The organism is Aeromicrobium erythreum, from assembly GCF_001509405.1.
Taxonomy (GTDB): domain Bacteria; phylum Actinomycetota; class Actinomycetes; order Propionibacteriales; family Nocardioidaceae; genus Aeromicrobium; species Aeromicrobium erythreum.
Genome location: NZ_CP011502.1, coordinates 1,733,795 through 1,748,187 on the forward strand (window position 1 = coordinate 1,733,795; position 14,393 = coordinate 1,748,187).

Sequence of the window (14,393 nt, forward strand, 5' to 3'; positions counted from 1 at the left end):
TCAGAAGAGCCCGTGACGAAGACTTCCAAGAAGACCGCCGCCCCCGCTCCCGCGAAGAAGGCGCCGGTCAAGAAGACGGCCGCCAAGAAGGCGCCGGCCAAGAAGGCCGCGGCGAAGAAGACTGCCGACGCGCCCGTCGACATCGCCGACGCGCTCGACGTGCCGGAGGGCGGTCAGGCCGCGAAGGTCGACGCCCAGGGCAAGAAGGTCCTGCCGGACATCTCCGACGAGGAGTTCGTCAAGGACCTCAAGAACGACCCGACGCTGAAGGAGGACGAGGAGTCCAGCTTCACGCTGTCGGCCGCCGACGAGTCCGACGAGCCGGTGCAGCAGGTGCTCGTCGCCGGCGCCACGGCCGACCCGGTCAAGGACTACCTCAAGCAGATCGGCAAGGTCTCCCTGCTCACCGCCGGTGAGGAGGTCGAGCTCGCCAAGCGGATCGAGGCCGGCCTGTTCGCCGAGGAGAAGCTCGGCAAGGGCGGCCGCATCTCCGAGAAGACGCGCGAGGAGCTCGACTGGATCGTCGTCGACGGTCGTCGGGCGAAGAACCACCTGCTCGAGGCCAACCTGCGTCTGGTCGTCTCGCTCGCGAAGCGCTACACCGGCCGCGGCATGCTCTTCCTCGACCTGATCCAGGAGGGCAACCTGGGTCTGATCCGTGCGGTCGAGAAGTTCGACTACACCAAGGGCTTCAAGTTCTCCACGTACGCGACGTGGTGGATCCGCCAGGCGATCACCCGCGCCATGGCCGACCAGGCCCGCACGATCCGCATCCCGGTGCACATGGTCGAGGTCATCAACAAGCTGGCCCGCGTGCAGCGCCAGATGCTGCAGGACCTGGGCCGCGAGCCCACCCCGGAGGAGCTGGCGCTCGAGCTGGACATGACGCCGGAGAAGGTCGTCGAGGTCCAGAAGTACGGGCGCGAGCCGATCTCGCTGCACACGCCCCTCGGCGAGGACGGCGACAGCGAGTTCGGTGACCTCATCGAGGACTCCGAGGCGATCGTCCCGGCCGACGCCGTGTCGTTCACGCTGCTGCAGGAGCAGCTGCACGCGGTGCTCGACACGCTCAGCGAGCGCGAGTCGGGCGTCGTCTCGATGCGCTTCGGCTTGACCGACGGCCAGCCGAAGACCCTCGACGAGATCGGCAAGGTCTACGGCGTCACGCGTGAGCGCATCCGCCAGATCGAGTCCAAGACGATGAGCAAGCTGCGCCACCCGTCCCGCTCGCAGGTGCTGCGCGACTACCTGGACTGAGCCCACAGCCCGACACGACGACGGCCCGCCCCGAGATCCTCGAGGCGGGCCGTGGTCGTGCATCAGCCGAAGGTCGGACCCTGTCCGTGCGGCGCGGTCAGGCCGGCGGCTCGACTCCCAGCTCGTCCTTCGGGAGGTCGGTGAGTCGACGGATCTCGTCCTTCGGCACGTCCAGGCACCGGCTCCGGACCGAGAGGTTCATGGCTGCGGACCCGTACTGGGCGCGCAGCCGCAACCCGTCCTTGCGGCCCTCGAGGGTGTCGCCGGCGACCTGCTCGACGCTCCAGCCCTGCGCCTCGGCCTGCTCGCGGACGACGGCACCGTACTGCGACGGCGGGACGTTGCTCTGGGTCACGGCGATCTCTGCCACGTACTGCGTGCCGTTGGGACTGGGTTCCATGCCGCAGATCACCCAGCGGCCCGCGCCGGTGCTGGTGTAGCCGAGCACCTCCACGCCTCGACCGATGGCGTCGAACGTCTCCTGCGCGGCGCTGCGGGTCTGCGCGGCCACGCGCTCGGCGTCCGCCGGGTCGTCGGCCCCGCCGCCACCACCGCCACACCCGAACAGGCTGGCCATCATCACGACTCCCACCACGATCCTCGAACGTCTCATCCCGGCCTCTCAGTCGAAGGGGTTCAGCCAGCTGCCGGCGTCCTTCGCCCGGTCCCAGGCCCAGCCTGCCCCGTCGGCGACGCGTTCGCCCGTCCACTCGACACCGTTCCACACCTGCTCACCGCCCGAGGCGAGGCTCGTCCCGACCAGGAGCGTGTCGAGGGGCTGCGTGCTTCCGAGGGTGCGGCCCTCCACCTCGTCGGGCGTGCGGCCGGCGACCACGTCTGCCATCGCGTCGAGCGACGTCGAGCCCTCGTTGAAGTACGACGAGTGGTTCTCGAGCAGGTCCTGGACACGGTACGACCCGGGATCGACCTCGAAGCGGTGAGCCCCGAAGTCGGCCTGCGCCGGGTCGTGCCCCAGTGCGCCGATGCCCGGCGCGCCCAGCAGGGTCACCGGGTCGTAGTCCGCGGAGCCGACGAACAGGTGGCCCTCCGGCATCAGGTCGGTCGCGGTCTGGGCGGAGCCGGTGCCGGGGCTGCCGATGAGGACCATGTCGTCGACCTGGAGGTCGTTGTCGGTGGCGGCGTGCGAGACGGTGGTCGAGCCGTAGCTGTGTCCGATGGCCGTGAAGTGGGCATCCTCGCCGGGTGGACGGTGGTCGCTCGCGCGCAGCCCGTCGACGAAGTCCGCGAACCTCTCGCCGCCGTCCGTGGCCTTGCCCTGGCCGGCCACCTGGACGAAGTCCCAGGGGTCGTCGGTGAGGCCCTCGGCGCTGCTGGGTGCGTCGTAGTCGATCCAGGTGATCGCGGCGACGGTCCGATCACCGTTCTTGTCGTCGGCCAGGTCCATGAGCCGCTCCATGGAGCTGACGTTCGAGCCGAGCGACGTCGCCTCGTTGGTGAGGCCGGGCACGAACGAGGTGACGTCGTCCGCGGTGTCGGGGTTGCCGAGGCTCATGGCGACGCCACCGTCGCCGTTGAACGCGTCGGGCCGGTACACCAGCAGGAACGCCTGGTCCTCACCTGTCTCGGGGTCGACACGATCGGCGTTCTCCTCCAGCACGGAGCGCGCGTCCTCGGCATTCATCAGCTGCTGGCGCTCGAGCTCCGTCAGCTGGCCGTCGTCGCGACGTTGGGTGAGGTAGTCGATGTCGCTCAGCATCGACGTCCGGTTGGCCTCGTCGCGGACCTCGCTCGGGACGCCTCCCGCGTTGCCGACGAGCTGAGGGGAGTGCATGACCAGCGCGGCGACCTGGTCGGGGCTCAACCCTCTCCACCAGTCGGCGACGGCCTCCGGGTCGCCGGCGTCCACGCGCTGCTGCAGCTGGTCGGCCAGCGCGTCGGCGTCGGGACGGTTCGGGTCCGACGCCGCGCTCGCGCCCTCAGCGACGGTGTCCACGCCCTGGAGTCCCGTGATCACGGTCTGCTCGGCCGACTCCTGGTCGCGGTTCCAGGCGTCGACGTCGGCCTGGAGGGCCGTGGCCTCGCGCTCGAGGTTGGCCGACCTCTGGACGAGCGCCTCCTGCGCGGTGGCGTCGTCCCTGTCCGACGCGGCGACATCGGCGTCGTAGGTGTCGATGCGGCCGTTGAGGTTCGAGACCTGCTCGAGCAGGTCGAGCCTCCGCGACCTGAGGGTCTGGACGGTGTCGTCGAAGGCGTCGAGCACGGTCACGGCCCGTACGAATGCCGCCGAGGCGGAGTCGAGGCGACCGGACAAGGCGGTGAACTCGTTGCGGGCGGCCTCGGACGCGTCGCCCGACCACGATGACGGAGTGCCCTGCCCGGCGAGCGACTCCTGGGCGTCACTGACGCTCTCACCCGTCGCACGCACCCCGTTGGTGACGGCGGCGACCGCCGAGGACTCCGTGCGCAAGGGGTCGGGCTGGCTGACTCGCACCAGGGCCACGTCAGTCACCTCCCGTCGGGCTGGGCGACGGCGTGGGCGACGGGCCGGGCGAGGGCTGTGGCGTGGCGGGCGCCGAGTCGGCCGGGGGAGCGGGGGTGGGGCTCGGACCCGCCGAGGGCGTCGGCATCGGCGGCGGACCGCCGTCGGGGTCGATGCTGCTGTCGCGGTACGACCACGGCATCAGCGACCTGATGCGCTGGTAGGCGGCGTCGTCGACGGCCGAGTAGGTCGCGGCGGCGTCGTCGAGGGACTCCGCGTGCGCCTGCGCGGTCGTCGCGACGTCCTTGACCTCGTCGACCCACGCCTCGCGGAACGTCTCGAAGGCCGCTGCGACGTCGGGCGCCATGGGGGAGCCGGTCGTGCCGTGCAGTCGTCGCCACGCACCGTCGAGCCCGTCGGCCGCGCCGTCCCAGATCCTGGCTGCGGCGGTGATGGCGTTCCAGTCGGCCTCGACGCTGCTCATCGCTCGGCCTTCAGGGTCGCGAGGTCGTCGGCCCGCACCGGCACGACCGGGCCGGCCATGAGCAGCTGCGTCGCCGCGGCGCCGCTGCGGACGTCGAGGTCGATCCAGCCGTTGGTGGCCATGAGGTGCGGCCGGTCATCGTCGCCCGTCGCCCCGATCTCCCAACCACGCTCCTGCAGGGAGCGTGCGAGGGCACGGAGGGTGACCACGGCGCGGGGTCCGGCCAGGCCACGCAGTGCCTTCTCGTTGAGGTAGGCGTGACCGCCGTCGGCCGCCCGCCAGAGCCGCGTCGGCGGCGGCGTGTCCGGCGGCAGCAGGTGACGGATCGACGCGTACGCGTCGTCGACGCCACGCTCGATCTTCCGCGCCTCGTCGAGCGTGATCGCGTCGTCCGGCTCGGCCGGGGGAGGGTCGAGCGGGGAGCGGCCGGTGAGGAGCACCAGGTCGACGTCGGGACGACGCCGACGCACGACGCCCCAGAACGGATCCTGGGCCACCGGCCCCTCCCCGACACTCATGTGGATGACGTTAGCAACGTGTTCGGGTTGCTGGCCAGCCTCCGGCGGCGACCGGGACGGTCAGCGGGGCGGTCAACGCGGCGGGGGCAGGTCGCGACGCGTGCGCGTGCCGAGGATGAGCGACAGCACCAGACCGAGCGCGCCGACGGCGATGAGGATGTAGCCGACCATCGTCAGGTCGACGCCGCTGATGCGGTCCTGGACGGCGAAGGACAGGATCGCGCCGACCGCCAGCAGGAAGAGCGAGGTACCGATCTGCATGAGGACTCCTCGGACAGTGGTCGACGCGTTGCCGACCGGGTGCGGCGAGCGTGGCACGCGTCGACTCGTCCCGCACGTCCAGACGACGAGAGCCCCTCGCCGCAGTGCGGCGAGGGGCTCTCGGACGAAGCCTGTCTCAGGCCTCGGCGTCCGGCCGTGGTCTCAGACCTCGGTGTCGGGGGCCGAGGCGGGGACGCCGGCGAGGCGGCCCGTCTCGTCGTGGATCGACACGGCGATCTCACGCAGCTTGTCCTCGTGCTCGCGGGCGTGGTGTGCGCAGAAGAGCAGCTCGGTTCCGCCGGCGAGCTCGACGCGGACGTACGCCTGTGCTCCACACCGGTCGCAACGGTCGGTCGCGTTCAGACCGGGAAGCTCGGCGACTGCAGCCATGATGTTCTCTCTTCCTCAGCGGCGTCGGGGGTACGTCTGTCACAACATCCAACCACGGCGGCCTGTTCCGCACAGGCCCAGGTGACATACGACATAGATACTGCCGAGCAGGGTCAAACGCCCGGACGCACGTCGGCGTGCCGCGTGTCAGACGGGTCACCGACGGGGCGCTGACTAGGCTGGCAGCGGGACGTCGTCCGCCCGTCACGCGGGCAGCCCGGACGTCTCACGATTCCCCCCTACGTCTCCTGGAGGTCCTGGACGTGTCGACCTACGACGCTCGCAACCTGCTCGTCCTCGAGGGCCTCGAGGCCGTGCGCAAGCGTCCGGGCATGTACATCGGCTCCACCGACACCCGCGGTCTCATGCACTGCCTGTGGGAGATCATCGACAACTCCGTCGACGAGGCCCTCGCGGGGCACTGCGACCGGATCGACGTCGTCCTGCACGCCGACGGCTCGGTCGAGGTGCGCGACAACGGCCGCGGCGTGCCCGTCGACATCGAGCCGAAGACCGGCCTGACCGGCGTCGAGGTGGTCTACACCAAGCTGCACGCGGGCGGGAAGTTCGGCGGTGGCTCCTACAACGCGACCGGGGGTCTGCACGGTGTCGGCGCCTCGGTCGTGAACGCGCTCTCCTCGCGCCTGGACGTCGAGGTCGACAAGTCCGGGGCCACGTGGTCGATGTCGTTCCGTCGCGGCGAGCCCGGCGTCTTCGCCGGTGAGGGCCCCGCCGCGGACTTCACGCCCGACAACACGCTGCACAAGGGCGGACGCGTGAAGAAGACGGTCACGGGCACGCGGGTCCGCTACTGGGCCGACCCGCAGATCTTCATCAAGACCGCGACCTTCGCCTACGACGAGCTGGTCAACCGTGCGCGCCAGACGTCGTTCCTGGTGCCCGGCCTGCAGATCGTGCTGCGCGACGAGCGGGGCGAGGAGCCGGTCGAGGAGTCGTTCAAGCACGACGGCGGCATCACCGAGTACTGCGACTTCCTGGCGCCCGACGAGCCGGTCAGCGAGGTGCTGCGCCTGCAGGGCGAGGGGTCGTTCAAGGAGACCGTGCCCGTGCTCGACAGCAAGGGACACATGACGCCGCAGGAGGTCGAGCGCGAGCTGGGCGTCGACGTCGCCCTGCGCTGGGGCACCGGCTACGAGTCGGAGCTGCGCTCGTTCGTCAACATCATCGCCACCCCCAAGGGCGGCACGCACGTGCAGGGCTTCGAGCGGGGCGTCACGAAGACCTTCAACGACACCCTGCGCACCACCAGGCTGCTGAAGTCCGGCGATCCGGACATCGTCAAGGACGACGTGCTCGAGGGCATCACCGCCGTCGTGACGGTGCGGCTCGCCGAGCCGCAGTTCGAGGGACAGACCAAGGAGGTGCTCGGGACGCCGGCCGTCACGCGCATCGTCAACCAGGTCGTCTCCCGCGAGCTCAAGGCGTTCCTGACGTCGACGAAGGCGGCCGAGAAGGCGAAGGCGCGGCAGGTGATGGAGAAGGTCGTGGCCGCGTCGCGGACCCGTCTCATGGCACGCCAGCAGCGGGACAACCAGCGCCGCAAGAACGCCCTGGAGTCCAGTGCCCTGCCGGCCAAGCTGGCCGACTGCCGCGCGGGCGACGCCGAGCGCACCGAGCTGTTCATCGTCGAGGGCGACTCGGCGCTCGGCACGGCGAAGTCGGCGCGCGACTCGGAGTTCCAGGCGCTGCTGCCGATCCGCGGCAAGATCCTGAACGTCCAGAAGGCCAGCGTGGGCGACATGCTGAAGAACGTCGAGTGCTCCTCGATCATCCAGGTCGTGGGTGCGGGGTCCGGGCGCACGTTCGACCTCGACCAGGCCCGCTACGGCCGGATCATCTTCATGGCCGACGCCGACTCCGACGGCGCCCACATCCGTTGCCTGTTGGCCACCCTCTTCTTCCGCTACATGCGCCCGCTCGTCGAGCAGGGTCGGGTGTTCTCGGCCGTACCGCCCCTGCACCGCATCGAGCTGACGAACCCGAAGAAGGGGCAGGACAAGTACCAGTACACCTACTCCGACGCGGAGCTCCAGCGCACGCTGGCGGACCTGAAGCGGCGCAACGTCCGCTGGAAGGACCCCATCCAGCGCTACAAGGGCCTCGGCGAGATGGACGCCGACCAGCTGGCGGAGACCACGATGGACCCCCGCCATCGCACCCTGCGTCGGCTCACCGTCGACGACGCCGAGCAGGCCGCGGCGGTCTTCGAGCTCCTCATGGGCAACGAGGTCGCGCCGCGCAAGGAGTTCATCGTGCAGAGCGCCTACGACGTCGACTCCGACCTGATCGACGCCTGACCGGAACCGGACGTCCGTCCCGCTACGCTGCCGCCGTGAGCGACATCAGCGACCCCAGCGGCGCCAGCCGCGGCGACCGTCGGCGGGCACGCCGGATGGTGGACGAGGCGTACGCGGAGGGTCGCATCACGGCCGCCGACCGGGCCCTGCGCCTCGAGCAGATCGACGCCGCCTCCACCAAGGGCGACCTCGCGATGGTCCTGCGCGACCTCGAGAGCCGCCCGCCGACGCCGACCTCGCCGGACCTGGGTGCACCGCCCTTCGGGATGCCGCCCCCGGTCGCCGACCTCGACCCGGTCGCCCCGCGGGACCTGCCGACCCCCTCGGCCCCGTCCCTGCCGCCTCCCTCGGCAGGTCTGCCAGCCTCGGCCGGGCAGGGTCCCAGCTGGGCGCCGCCCTCCTACGGCGGCTCCGGCTCGGGAGCCGCGGCGGGCCCGCAGCCCAGCGGGTGGACGACGGAGCGCAAGATCGGGTGCGGCGTCATCGCAGTCATCGCGGTCTTCCTCGTGCCGCTGATCGTCGCCGTCGTGGTGTTCGTCGGCGTCGCCGGCTCCATCGACGACGGCTTCGACTCCGGGTCCTCCGACGACGTCGGGCTCGCGGACGACGGCTACACCGAGAAGGACGGCGTGACGGTGCCCGACGCCGCGACGTGGTGGGACCTGCAGGTCGCGGACCTCGACGACGACGCCGGCGCGGCGACCGTCACCACGTACGACGTGCGCGACGGCAGCGGCACCGCCACGGTCGTCGACGGCACGACCGCCCGTCAGTGGGTCTTCCGAGGGGTCGAGTGGGAGCCGGTCGGCGAGCCGACCGGGCTCGACCCGGCGGCCTCACCCGTCGACCTGGCCGACGTCGCCCCGTCCGTGGTCCAGGACATCGTGGAGACGACGCTGCTCGAGGTGGGTCCGGACGCGTCGCCGGACGTGCAGCTGCACGTCGTCACGAGCGGCACCGAGCCGAGACTGGTCGTCGACGTCACCGACGGCTCCACGACCACACGCGGGACCTTCGGCCTCGACGGCACCCGCCTCGACTGACCACGGCTGCGGAGACGGTCCCCGCACGACGACGCCCTCCTCCCAGGCCGGGAGGAGGGCGTCGTGCAGTCGTCCTGGGGACGCAGGGGTCGTCAGACGACCTGCTCGAGCAGACCGGTGTCGACGTCGTAGATGAAGCCGCCGACCTCGACGCTGTCGGGGATGAGCGGGTGCGACGTCACGCGGTGCACGTCGGCACGGATCTGGCGCTTCTGGTCCGAGATCGGTCCGATCGACATCCAGGTGGCGTCGGTGCCGGTGCTGTCGGAGACCCGCTGGTGGATCTGCTCCTCGGTGGAGGAGGCCATCGCGCACCGCGTGTGCTCGACGACGAGCACGCGGTTGACCTGCAGCAGGTGCGAGCCGAGGACCAGGGCCACGAGCTCCGGGTCGTTGACGCGACCGCCGGGGTTGCGCAGGATCTTGGCGTCACCGGGCTGGAGGCCGATCATGCCGAGGGGGTCGATGCGCGAGTCCATGCACGTCACCATGGCGACGCCGGCACGCGCGATGCCGTCGAAGCCGGTGAGCGAGAAGGAGTCGGCGAAGGTCCGGTTGGCTGCGAGAAGATCGTCGAAGTCCGTCACACCGGCATCGTACCGCCGGTGTTTCGCGCCCGCCTGTTAGGTGCCTCACGCAACAACCACAGCGCGAGGACCGCTGCGACCGCAGCGCAGACGGCCGCCCCGACGAACACCGCGTGCAGCTGGGCGATCCCGGCGTCGCGCACCTCGTCGCGGTAGGCCTGGCACAGCTGGACCGCGCCCGAGCACACCTCCGATGCCGGGGGGATCTTCTCCGACGCCGCGTAGAAGGCGCGCAGGCCGACGGTCGTGAGCGCGGAGATGCCGATCAGCATGCCCACCATGCGCGCCACGATCAGCAGGGCGCTCGCCACCCCGTGCACCGCGTCGGCGGTGTGCTCGAGCAGCACCGCGTTCACCGGGGCGATCGCCAGGCCGAAGCCGAGACCCGCTGCGACGAGCGAGAGCGTCTCCCACCCACTCGCGAGCGACTGGGCGTCCCACGTCGCCATGTGCAGGAAGGCGAGTGCGCTCATCAGCATCGCCGCGGCGGTGATCCACGCGGCGGGCACGCGACGCAGCAGCCAGCCGCCCATCACCGCGCCGACGGGCAGGGCCACGAGGAACCGGACGAGCACCAGCGCGGCGTCGAGCTGGGAGTCGCGGTAGACGGTGAGACGGGCGAAGAACGGGATGTCGACGAGCGCCGCGATCAGGGAGGCGCCGACGACGAAGGAGACCACCAGCGCGCCCCAGGCGGGGCGGGACGCGAGGGCGCCGCGCGGCACGAGCGGTGTGGCGGCGGTCCGCTGGCGGTAGGCGAAGCCGGCCGCAGCCGCCGCGGCCACCGGCAGCAGCCAGGGGGCAGCGGGCGAGATCGCGCCCGACTCGGGCTCGGCCGAGGCGAACGTGATGATGACGGCGGCGAGCGCCAGCGTGAGCAGACCCGCGCCCACCAGGTCGGTGCTGCGCGCGACCTCGCCCCAGCTGCGCCACTGCACGAGCGGCCGTCGGGCGGTGGCCTGCCGCACCAGCAGAAGCGCCGCGAGCGCGTAGGTGACGAGCGCGACGGGTGTCAGCCACCGCGAGTCGCCGGTGACCGGCAGGAACGCCAGGCCCGAGGTGACGCCGGTGACGAGCCGCTGCGGCTCCAGCATCACGAGCGACAGACCGAGCAGCGAGAGGGCGAGGAGGCCGGCGCCCAGCAGGTCGGGGCGACCACGGTCGGTCGCCGTAGCTTCTTCTGTCGACGGGGCCGCGTCCCGCAGCCGCAGCATGACCGCGGCGAGCAGCAGGCCGACGGCGGCGTTCACCCAGAAGATGTCACGCCACGACCCGAACGCCAGCACCACCGCGCCGTAGAGCGGTCCGAGGACGCTGCCGAGCTCCTGCACCGCACCCACGACGCCCAGGGGGAGGCCGCGCCGCTTCGGGGGCCACAGGTCCGCGACCAGCGCGAGGGTCGGGGGGATGAGCCCGCCGCCCCCGACACCCTGCAGGAGACGTCCCGCGACGATGGTCTCCAGGTCGTAGGCCGCGGCGGTCACCAGGGACCCGACGGCGAAGACGACCAGCGACCCCAGCAGCACCGGCACCCGGCCGCGCAGGTCGGAGATCCGTCCGATGAGGGGCAGCACCCCGACGTAGCCGAGCAGGAAGCCCGAGACGATCGGGGCCGCGCGCTGGAGCTCGTCGACGTCGAGACCGCTCGCCGACATCATGTCGGGCAGCGCGAGCACGACGACGTACGTGTCGGCCGCCGCGAACGCGATGGCCACCGCGGCCAGGCCGAGCAAGGTGCGCGAGGCCAGCCGGACGTCGCCGGGGCCGCGGGGTTCCGCCACGGGTCAGCGGCCGCCGGTCGCGGCGGGAGCCGTGATCGTGACGGGCTCGTCCGACGTGGCGAGCTTGACCGTGTAGGTGACCTTCGAGCCCTCGCCGTAGAACGGCCCAGTCATCTTGGCGTCGCGCAGCTCGTCCTCGTCCGTCAGCCGGTACGTGACCGTGAACGTCCCCTGCCGGGAGGCCGACGGGATGATGTCGGCCACGACCGAGCCGGGGAGCGTCCCGGTGACGGAGGTGAGCACGTCGCGGCCGTCGCGCGACTGGTCGCCCGTCTTCAGGTCCTCCGTGGAGGCGAGGATGCTCGTGAGACCGGAGTCGGGGTCGAGCAGGCCCGCCGGGTCGGGTGCCTTGAGCGACGCGGGATCGATCGTGAGGTAGCCCGGCGTGATGCCCGTGTTCGCGTAGACGGTGCCGTCGACGGCGATCACCTTGGCGGTCAGCGTGGCACCGCCGGAGGAGACCTTCACGTCGCCCTCGAAGGCGGGGGAGTGATTGCCCTTCCCCGTCGCGGAGAGCAGGCCGGACACGCCGTCCGGCACCGACGACGTCGTCAGCGAGACGTCGACCGTCTCGGCGTCGTCGATGGTCTTCTTGGCAGCGTCGAGCCGCTTCTGCACGGCGGCGGTGTCCGTGGAGCCGCCGTCGTCACCGCCGCCCGTGCAGCCGGCGAGCAGCACGGCGAGGACGAGCGCGAGCGGCAGCAGGGCCGCCCGGAGCGGCGAGATGGACGCGGTTCGGGTGAGAGGGCGCACGGCGTCAGTCTCGCACGACGGGGAGTCCCGGCAGGAGTGCCGCGGGCGACGCGGCGGCCAGCACGGGCTGGGCCACGGGCACGCCGGAGCCGTCGCGCCTGGGGTCCACCGCAGGCAGGTCGACCGACGACCCGCTCGTGGCGCAGGCGAGGGGCACGCCGTCGCCCACCCACGCCAGGATCAGCCCGTCCTCGCCCTTCAGGAGCCGCTGGCAGCGCACCCCTCCCGTGGCGCGTCCCTTGGCCGGGAAGGCCGACAGGGGCGTGACCTTGGCCGCGCCCGTCTGCGTGCCGGGGAGCGCGTCACCGGAGCCGGCGATGGTGAGGACGTGCGCGGAGTCGACCTCGCCAACGACGCCGAAGCCGACGACGCGCTGTCCGGGTGCGAGCTTGACGCCGGCGACCCCACCGCCGCCACGGCCCTGAGGCCGCACCAGACCGGCCTCGAAGCGCAGGAGCTGGGCGTCGGACGTGACGAAGACGAGCTGTTCCTCGCCCGTCGCGAGCGGCGCGGCGCCCACCACGACGTCGCCGTCGGCGAGGCTGACGACCTCCCACGCGTCGCGGGTGAGAACGGGGTCGGGCTTGACCCGCTTGACGACACCCGCGCGGGTGCCCAGGGCGATCCCGGGCCCGTCGTCGGACAACGACATCAGCGTGATCGGCGCGGCAGGGGTCGACAGCAGCTCACGCAGCGGGATCCCCCCCTGCACGTGCGGCGCCGACGCGGTCGGCGGCAGCGCGGGGATGTCGAGGACGTCGAGCCGGTGGACCACGCCGTCCTGCGTCACGAGGCCGACCTGCCCGCGGGCCGTCGTCGCGACTGCGGAGACGATCACGTCGTGCTTCGCGCGGTTCCCGACGTCGCCGAACGGCGTCGCGTCGGTGGTGCGGGCCAGCAGGCCGGTCGCCGACAGCAGCACGAAGCACGGGTCGTCGGCGACCTCGAGCGACGCCGTGGCGGTGACGGTCTGGCCCGCGGACTCCAGGAGGACGGTGCGGCGCGGCGTGCCGAAGCTCTGGGCGACCTCGGCGAGCTCGTCGGAGACGACGCCGCGCAGGACGGTGTCGTCGCCGAGGATCTCCTCGAGCTGCTCGATGGTGGCGCGCAGCTCGTCGGCCTCCTTCTCCAGCTCGATGCGGGAGAACCTGGTGAGGCTGCCGAGCGTCCGGTCGAGGATGAAGTCGGCCTGCGCCTCGCTGAGGTCGAACACGCCCATCAGGCGGGTGCGCGCCTCGCCGCGGTTGTCGCTGCTGCGGACCAGCTGGATGACCTCGTCGATGTCGACGATCGCCACGAGCAGGCCCTCGACGAGGTGGAGCCGGTCGGCCGCCTTCGCCCGACGGAACTCGCTGCGGCGGCGCACGACCTGGAAGCGGTGGTCGAGGTAGACCTCGAGCATCTGCTTGAGGCCCAGCGTCCGCGGCTGCCCGTCGACGAGCGCGACCGCGTTGATCGAGAACGAGGACTCCATCGGCGTCTGCTTGAAGAGCTGCTCGAGCAGCGCCTCGGGCACGATCCCGTTCTTCACCTCGATCACGAGGTGCAGGCCCTTGTGACGGTCGGTCAGGTTCTTGATGTCGGAGATGCCCTGCAGCTTCTTGGCCTGCACGAGCTTCTTGATCGCCTCGACGACCTTCTCCGTGCCGACGTTGTAGGGCAGCTCGGTGACGACGATGCCCTTGCGACGGGGCGTGATGTTCTCGATCCGGGTGGTCGCGCGCATGCGGAACGAGCCGTTGCCGGTCGCGTAGGCGTCGCGGATGCCGTCGAGACCGACGATCTTGCCGCCGGTGGGCAGGTCGGGCCCGGGCACGAAGCGCATGAGGTCGTCGAGGTCGGCTCCGGGGTGCTCGATGAGGTGGCGCAGGGCCTGCACGACCTCGACGAGGTTGTGCGGGGCGATGTTGGTGGCCATGCCGACGGCGATCCCCGACGCGCCGTTGACCAGCAGGTTCGGCAGCGACGCCGGCAGGACGCTCGGCTCGAGCTCGCGGCCGTCGTAGTTGGGGCGGAAGTCGACGGTGTCCTCGTCGATCGACGCGGTCATGGCCTCCGCGGCGGCGTCCATGCGGCACTCGGTGTAGCGCATCGCGGCCGGCGGGTCGTCCGGCGAGCCGAAGTTGCCGTGCCCGTCGACGAGGGGCAGACGCATCGACCACGCCTGCACGAGCCGCACGAGGGCGTCGTAGATCGCGCCGTCGCCGTGCGGGTGCAGCCGACCCATGACCTCACCGACGACGCGGGCGCTCTTGACGTGGCCGCGGTCGCTGCGCAGGCCCATGTCGTCCATCGTGAAGAGCGTGCGGCGCTGCACGGGCTTGAGACCGTCGCGGGCGTCGGGGATGGCCCGCGAGTAGATCACCGAGTACGCGTACTCGATGTAGCTGGCATTCATCTCGTCCGTGATGTCGGTGTCGATGATGTGCTCGTCGAACTCCTCGGGGGGGCTCGGGGTGCTGCTGCGGGCCATGCAACCTCTCTCGATCACTCAGGAGCCGGAGTCCTCCGGCTTCCACTCAGGCGTCACCCATCATCCCTGGCCCGGCTCGCGCCCGGTG

At 71.4% G+C, this 14,393-nt stretch carries 13 protein-coding genes; 3 read left to right on the forward strand and 10 right to left on the reverse strand.

The window, feature by feature from the left end:
- Window positions 1–12: 12 nt before the first annotated feature.
- On the forward strand, window positions 13–1,257 hold the full coding sequence (locus tag Aeryth_RS08155; RefSeq protein WP_083516350.1) for an RNA polymerase sigma factor: 1,245 nt from the start codon (window positions 13–15) through the stop codon (window positions 1,255–1,257).
- 97 nt (window positions 1,258–1,354) lie between these two features.
- On the opposite strand, the gene Aeryth_RS08160 is transcribed toward Aeryth_RS08155, so the two are convergent.
- The 6 genes from Aeryth_RS08160 to Aeryth_RS08185 form a co-directional block, all read right to left on the reverse strand.
- Window positions 1,355–1,849: a hypothetical protein gene (locus Aeryth_RS08160; RefSeq protein ID WP_158509199.1), complete on the reverse strand. Its 495-nt coding sequence runs from the start codon at window positions 1,847–1,849 to the stop codon at window positions 1,355–1,357.
- Window positions 1,850–1,879: 30 nt separating this feature from the next.
- The gene (locus Aeryth_RS08165) at window positions 1,880–3,718 is read right to left on the reverse strand and encodes an alpha/beta hydrolase (RefSeq protein WP_067857035.1); all 1,839 of its coding nucleotides are present in this window, start codon (window positions 3,716–3,718) and stop codon (window positions 1,880–1,882) included.
- A gap of 1 nt (window position 3,719) precedes the next feature.
- Complete coding sequence (locus Aeryth_RS08170) at window positions 3,720–4,181, reverse strand: hypothetical protein (protein WP_067857044.1); 462 nt, start codon at window positions 4,179–4,181, stop codon at window positions 3,720–3,722.
- A complete protein-coding gene (locus tag Aeryth_RS08175; protein WP_144433729.1) occupies window positions 4,178–4,699 on the reverse strand; it encodes a hypothetical protein in 522 nt (173 codons plus the stop codon). Before Aeryth_RS08175 ends, Aeryth_RS08170 begins: the two co-directional genes overlap by 4 nt.
- A 72-nt stretch (window positions 4,700–4,771) precedes the next feature.
- A complete protein-coding gene (locus Aeryth_RS08180) occupies window positions 4,772–4,960 on the reverse strand; it encodes a DUF6458 family protein (RefSeq protein WP_067857049.1) in 189 nt (62 codons plus the stop codon).
- A 162-nt stretch (window positions 4,961–5,122) separates the two neighbouring features.
- Window positions 5,123–5,350: a DUF7455 domain-containing protein gene (locus tag Aeryth_RS08185; RefSeq protein WP_067857058.1), complete on the reverse strand. Its 228-nt coding sequence runs from the start codon at window positions 5,348–5,350 to the stop codon at window positions 5,123–5,125.
- A 257-nt stretch (window positions 5,351–5,607) separates the two neighbouring features.
- Here Aeryth_RS08185 and Aeryth_RS08190 point away from each other — a divergent pair, with 257 nt between their 5' ends.
- Together Aeryth_RS08190 and Aeryth_RS08195 are read left to right on the forward strand one after the other, a co-directional pair.
- On the forward strand, window positions 5,608–7,668 hold the full coding sequence (locus Aeryth_RS08190) for a DNA gyrase/topoisomerase IV subunit B (protein WP_289016631.1): 2,061 nt from the start codon (window positions 5,608–5,610) through the stop codon (window positions 7,666–7,668).
- 35 nt (window positions 7,669–7,703) lie between these two features.
- Window positions 7,704–8,711, forward strand: coding sequence for a DUF1707 domain-containing protein (locus Aeryth_RS08195; protein ID WP_067857066.1), 1,008 nt, complete (start codon window positions 7,704–7,706; stop codon window positions 8,709–8,711).
- A gap of 92 nt (window positions 8,712–8,803) precedes the next feature.
- Here the strand turns inward: Aeryth_RS08195 and Aeryth_RS08200 are convergent, their stop codons facing one another.
- Genes Aeryth_RS08200 through Aeryth_RS08215 form a run of 4 tightly spaced genes read right to left on the reverse strand, consistent with a single transcriptional unit; the run spans window position 8,804 to window position 14,305 of the window.
- Window positions 8,804–9,298, reverse strand: a complete 495-nt coding sequence (locus Aeryth_RS08200) for a beta-class carbonic anhydrase (protein WP_067857067.1) — start codon at window positions 9,296–9,298, stop codon at window positions 8,804–8,806.
- Window positions 9,295–11,079 carry an MFS transporter gene (locus tag Aeryth_RS08205; protein WP_169795970.1) on the reverse strand — a complete coding sequence of 595 codons (1,785 nt, stop codon included), beginning with the start codon at window positions 11,077–11,079 and terminating at the stop codon, window positions 9,295–9,297. Before Aeryth_RS08205 ends, Aeryth_RS08200 begins: the two co-directional genes overlap by 4 nt.
- 3 nt (window positions 11,080–11,082) lie before the next feature.
- The gene (locus Aeryth_RS08210) at window positions 11,083–11,832 is read right to left on the reverse strand and encodes an LppX_LprAFG lipoprotein (RefSeq protein ID WP_067857070.1); all 750 of its coding nucleotides are present in this window, start codon (window positions 11,830–11,832) and stop codon (window positions 11,083–11,085) included.
- A gap of 4 nt (window positions 11,833–11,836) precedes the next feature.
- A complete protein-coding gene (locus tag Aeryth_RS08215) occupies window positions 11,837–14,305 on the reverse strand; it encodes a DNA gyrase/topoisomerase IV subunit A (RefSeq protein WP_067857073.1) in 2,469 nt (822 codons plus the stop codon).
- Window positions 14,306–14,393: the final 88 nt, after the last annotated feature.

Coding starts and splice junctions, on each gene's coding strand:
- Aeryth_RS08170 (WP_067857044.1), bottom strand. CDS start 4,181: ATGAGCAGCGTCGAGGCCGACTGGAACGCCATCACCGCCGCAGCCAGG.
- Aeryth_RS08175 (WP_144433729.1), bottom strand. CDS start 4,699: ATGAGTGTCGGGGAGGGGCCGGTGGCCCAGGATCCGTTCTGGGGCGTC.
- Aeryth_RS08180 (WP_067857049.1), bottom strand. CDS start 4,960: ATGCAGATCGGTACCTCGCTCTTCCTGCTGGCGGTCGGCGCGATCCTG.
- Aeryth_RS08185 (WP_067857058.1), bottom strand. CDS start 5,350: ATGGCTGCAGTCGCCGAGCTTCCCGGTCTGAACGCGACCGACCGTTGC.
- Aeryth_RS08215 (WP_067857073.1), bottom strand. CDS start 14,305: ATGGCCCGCAGCAGCACCCCGAGCCCCCCCGAGGAGTTCGACGAGCAC.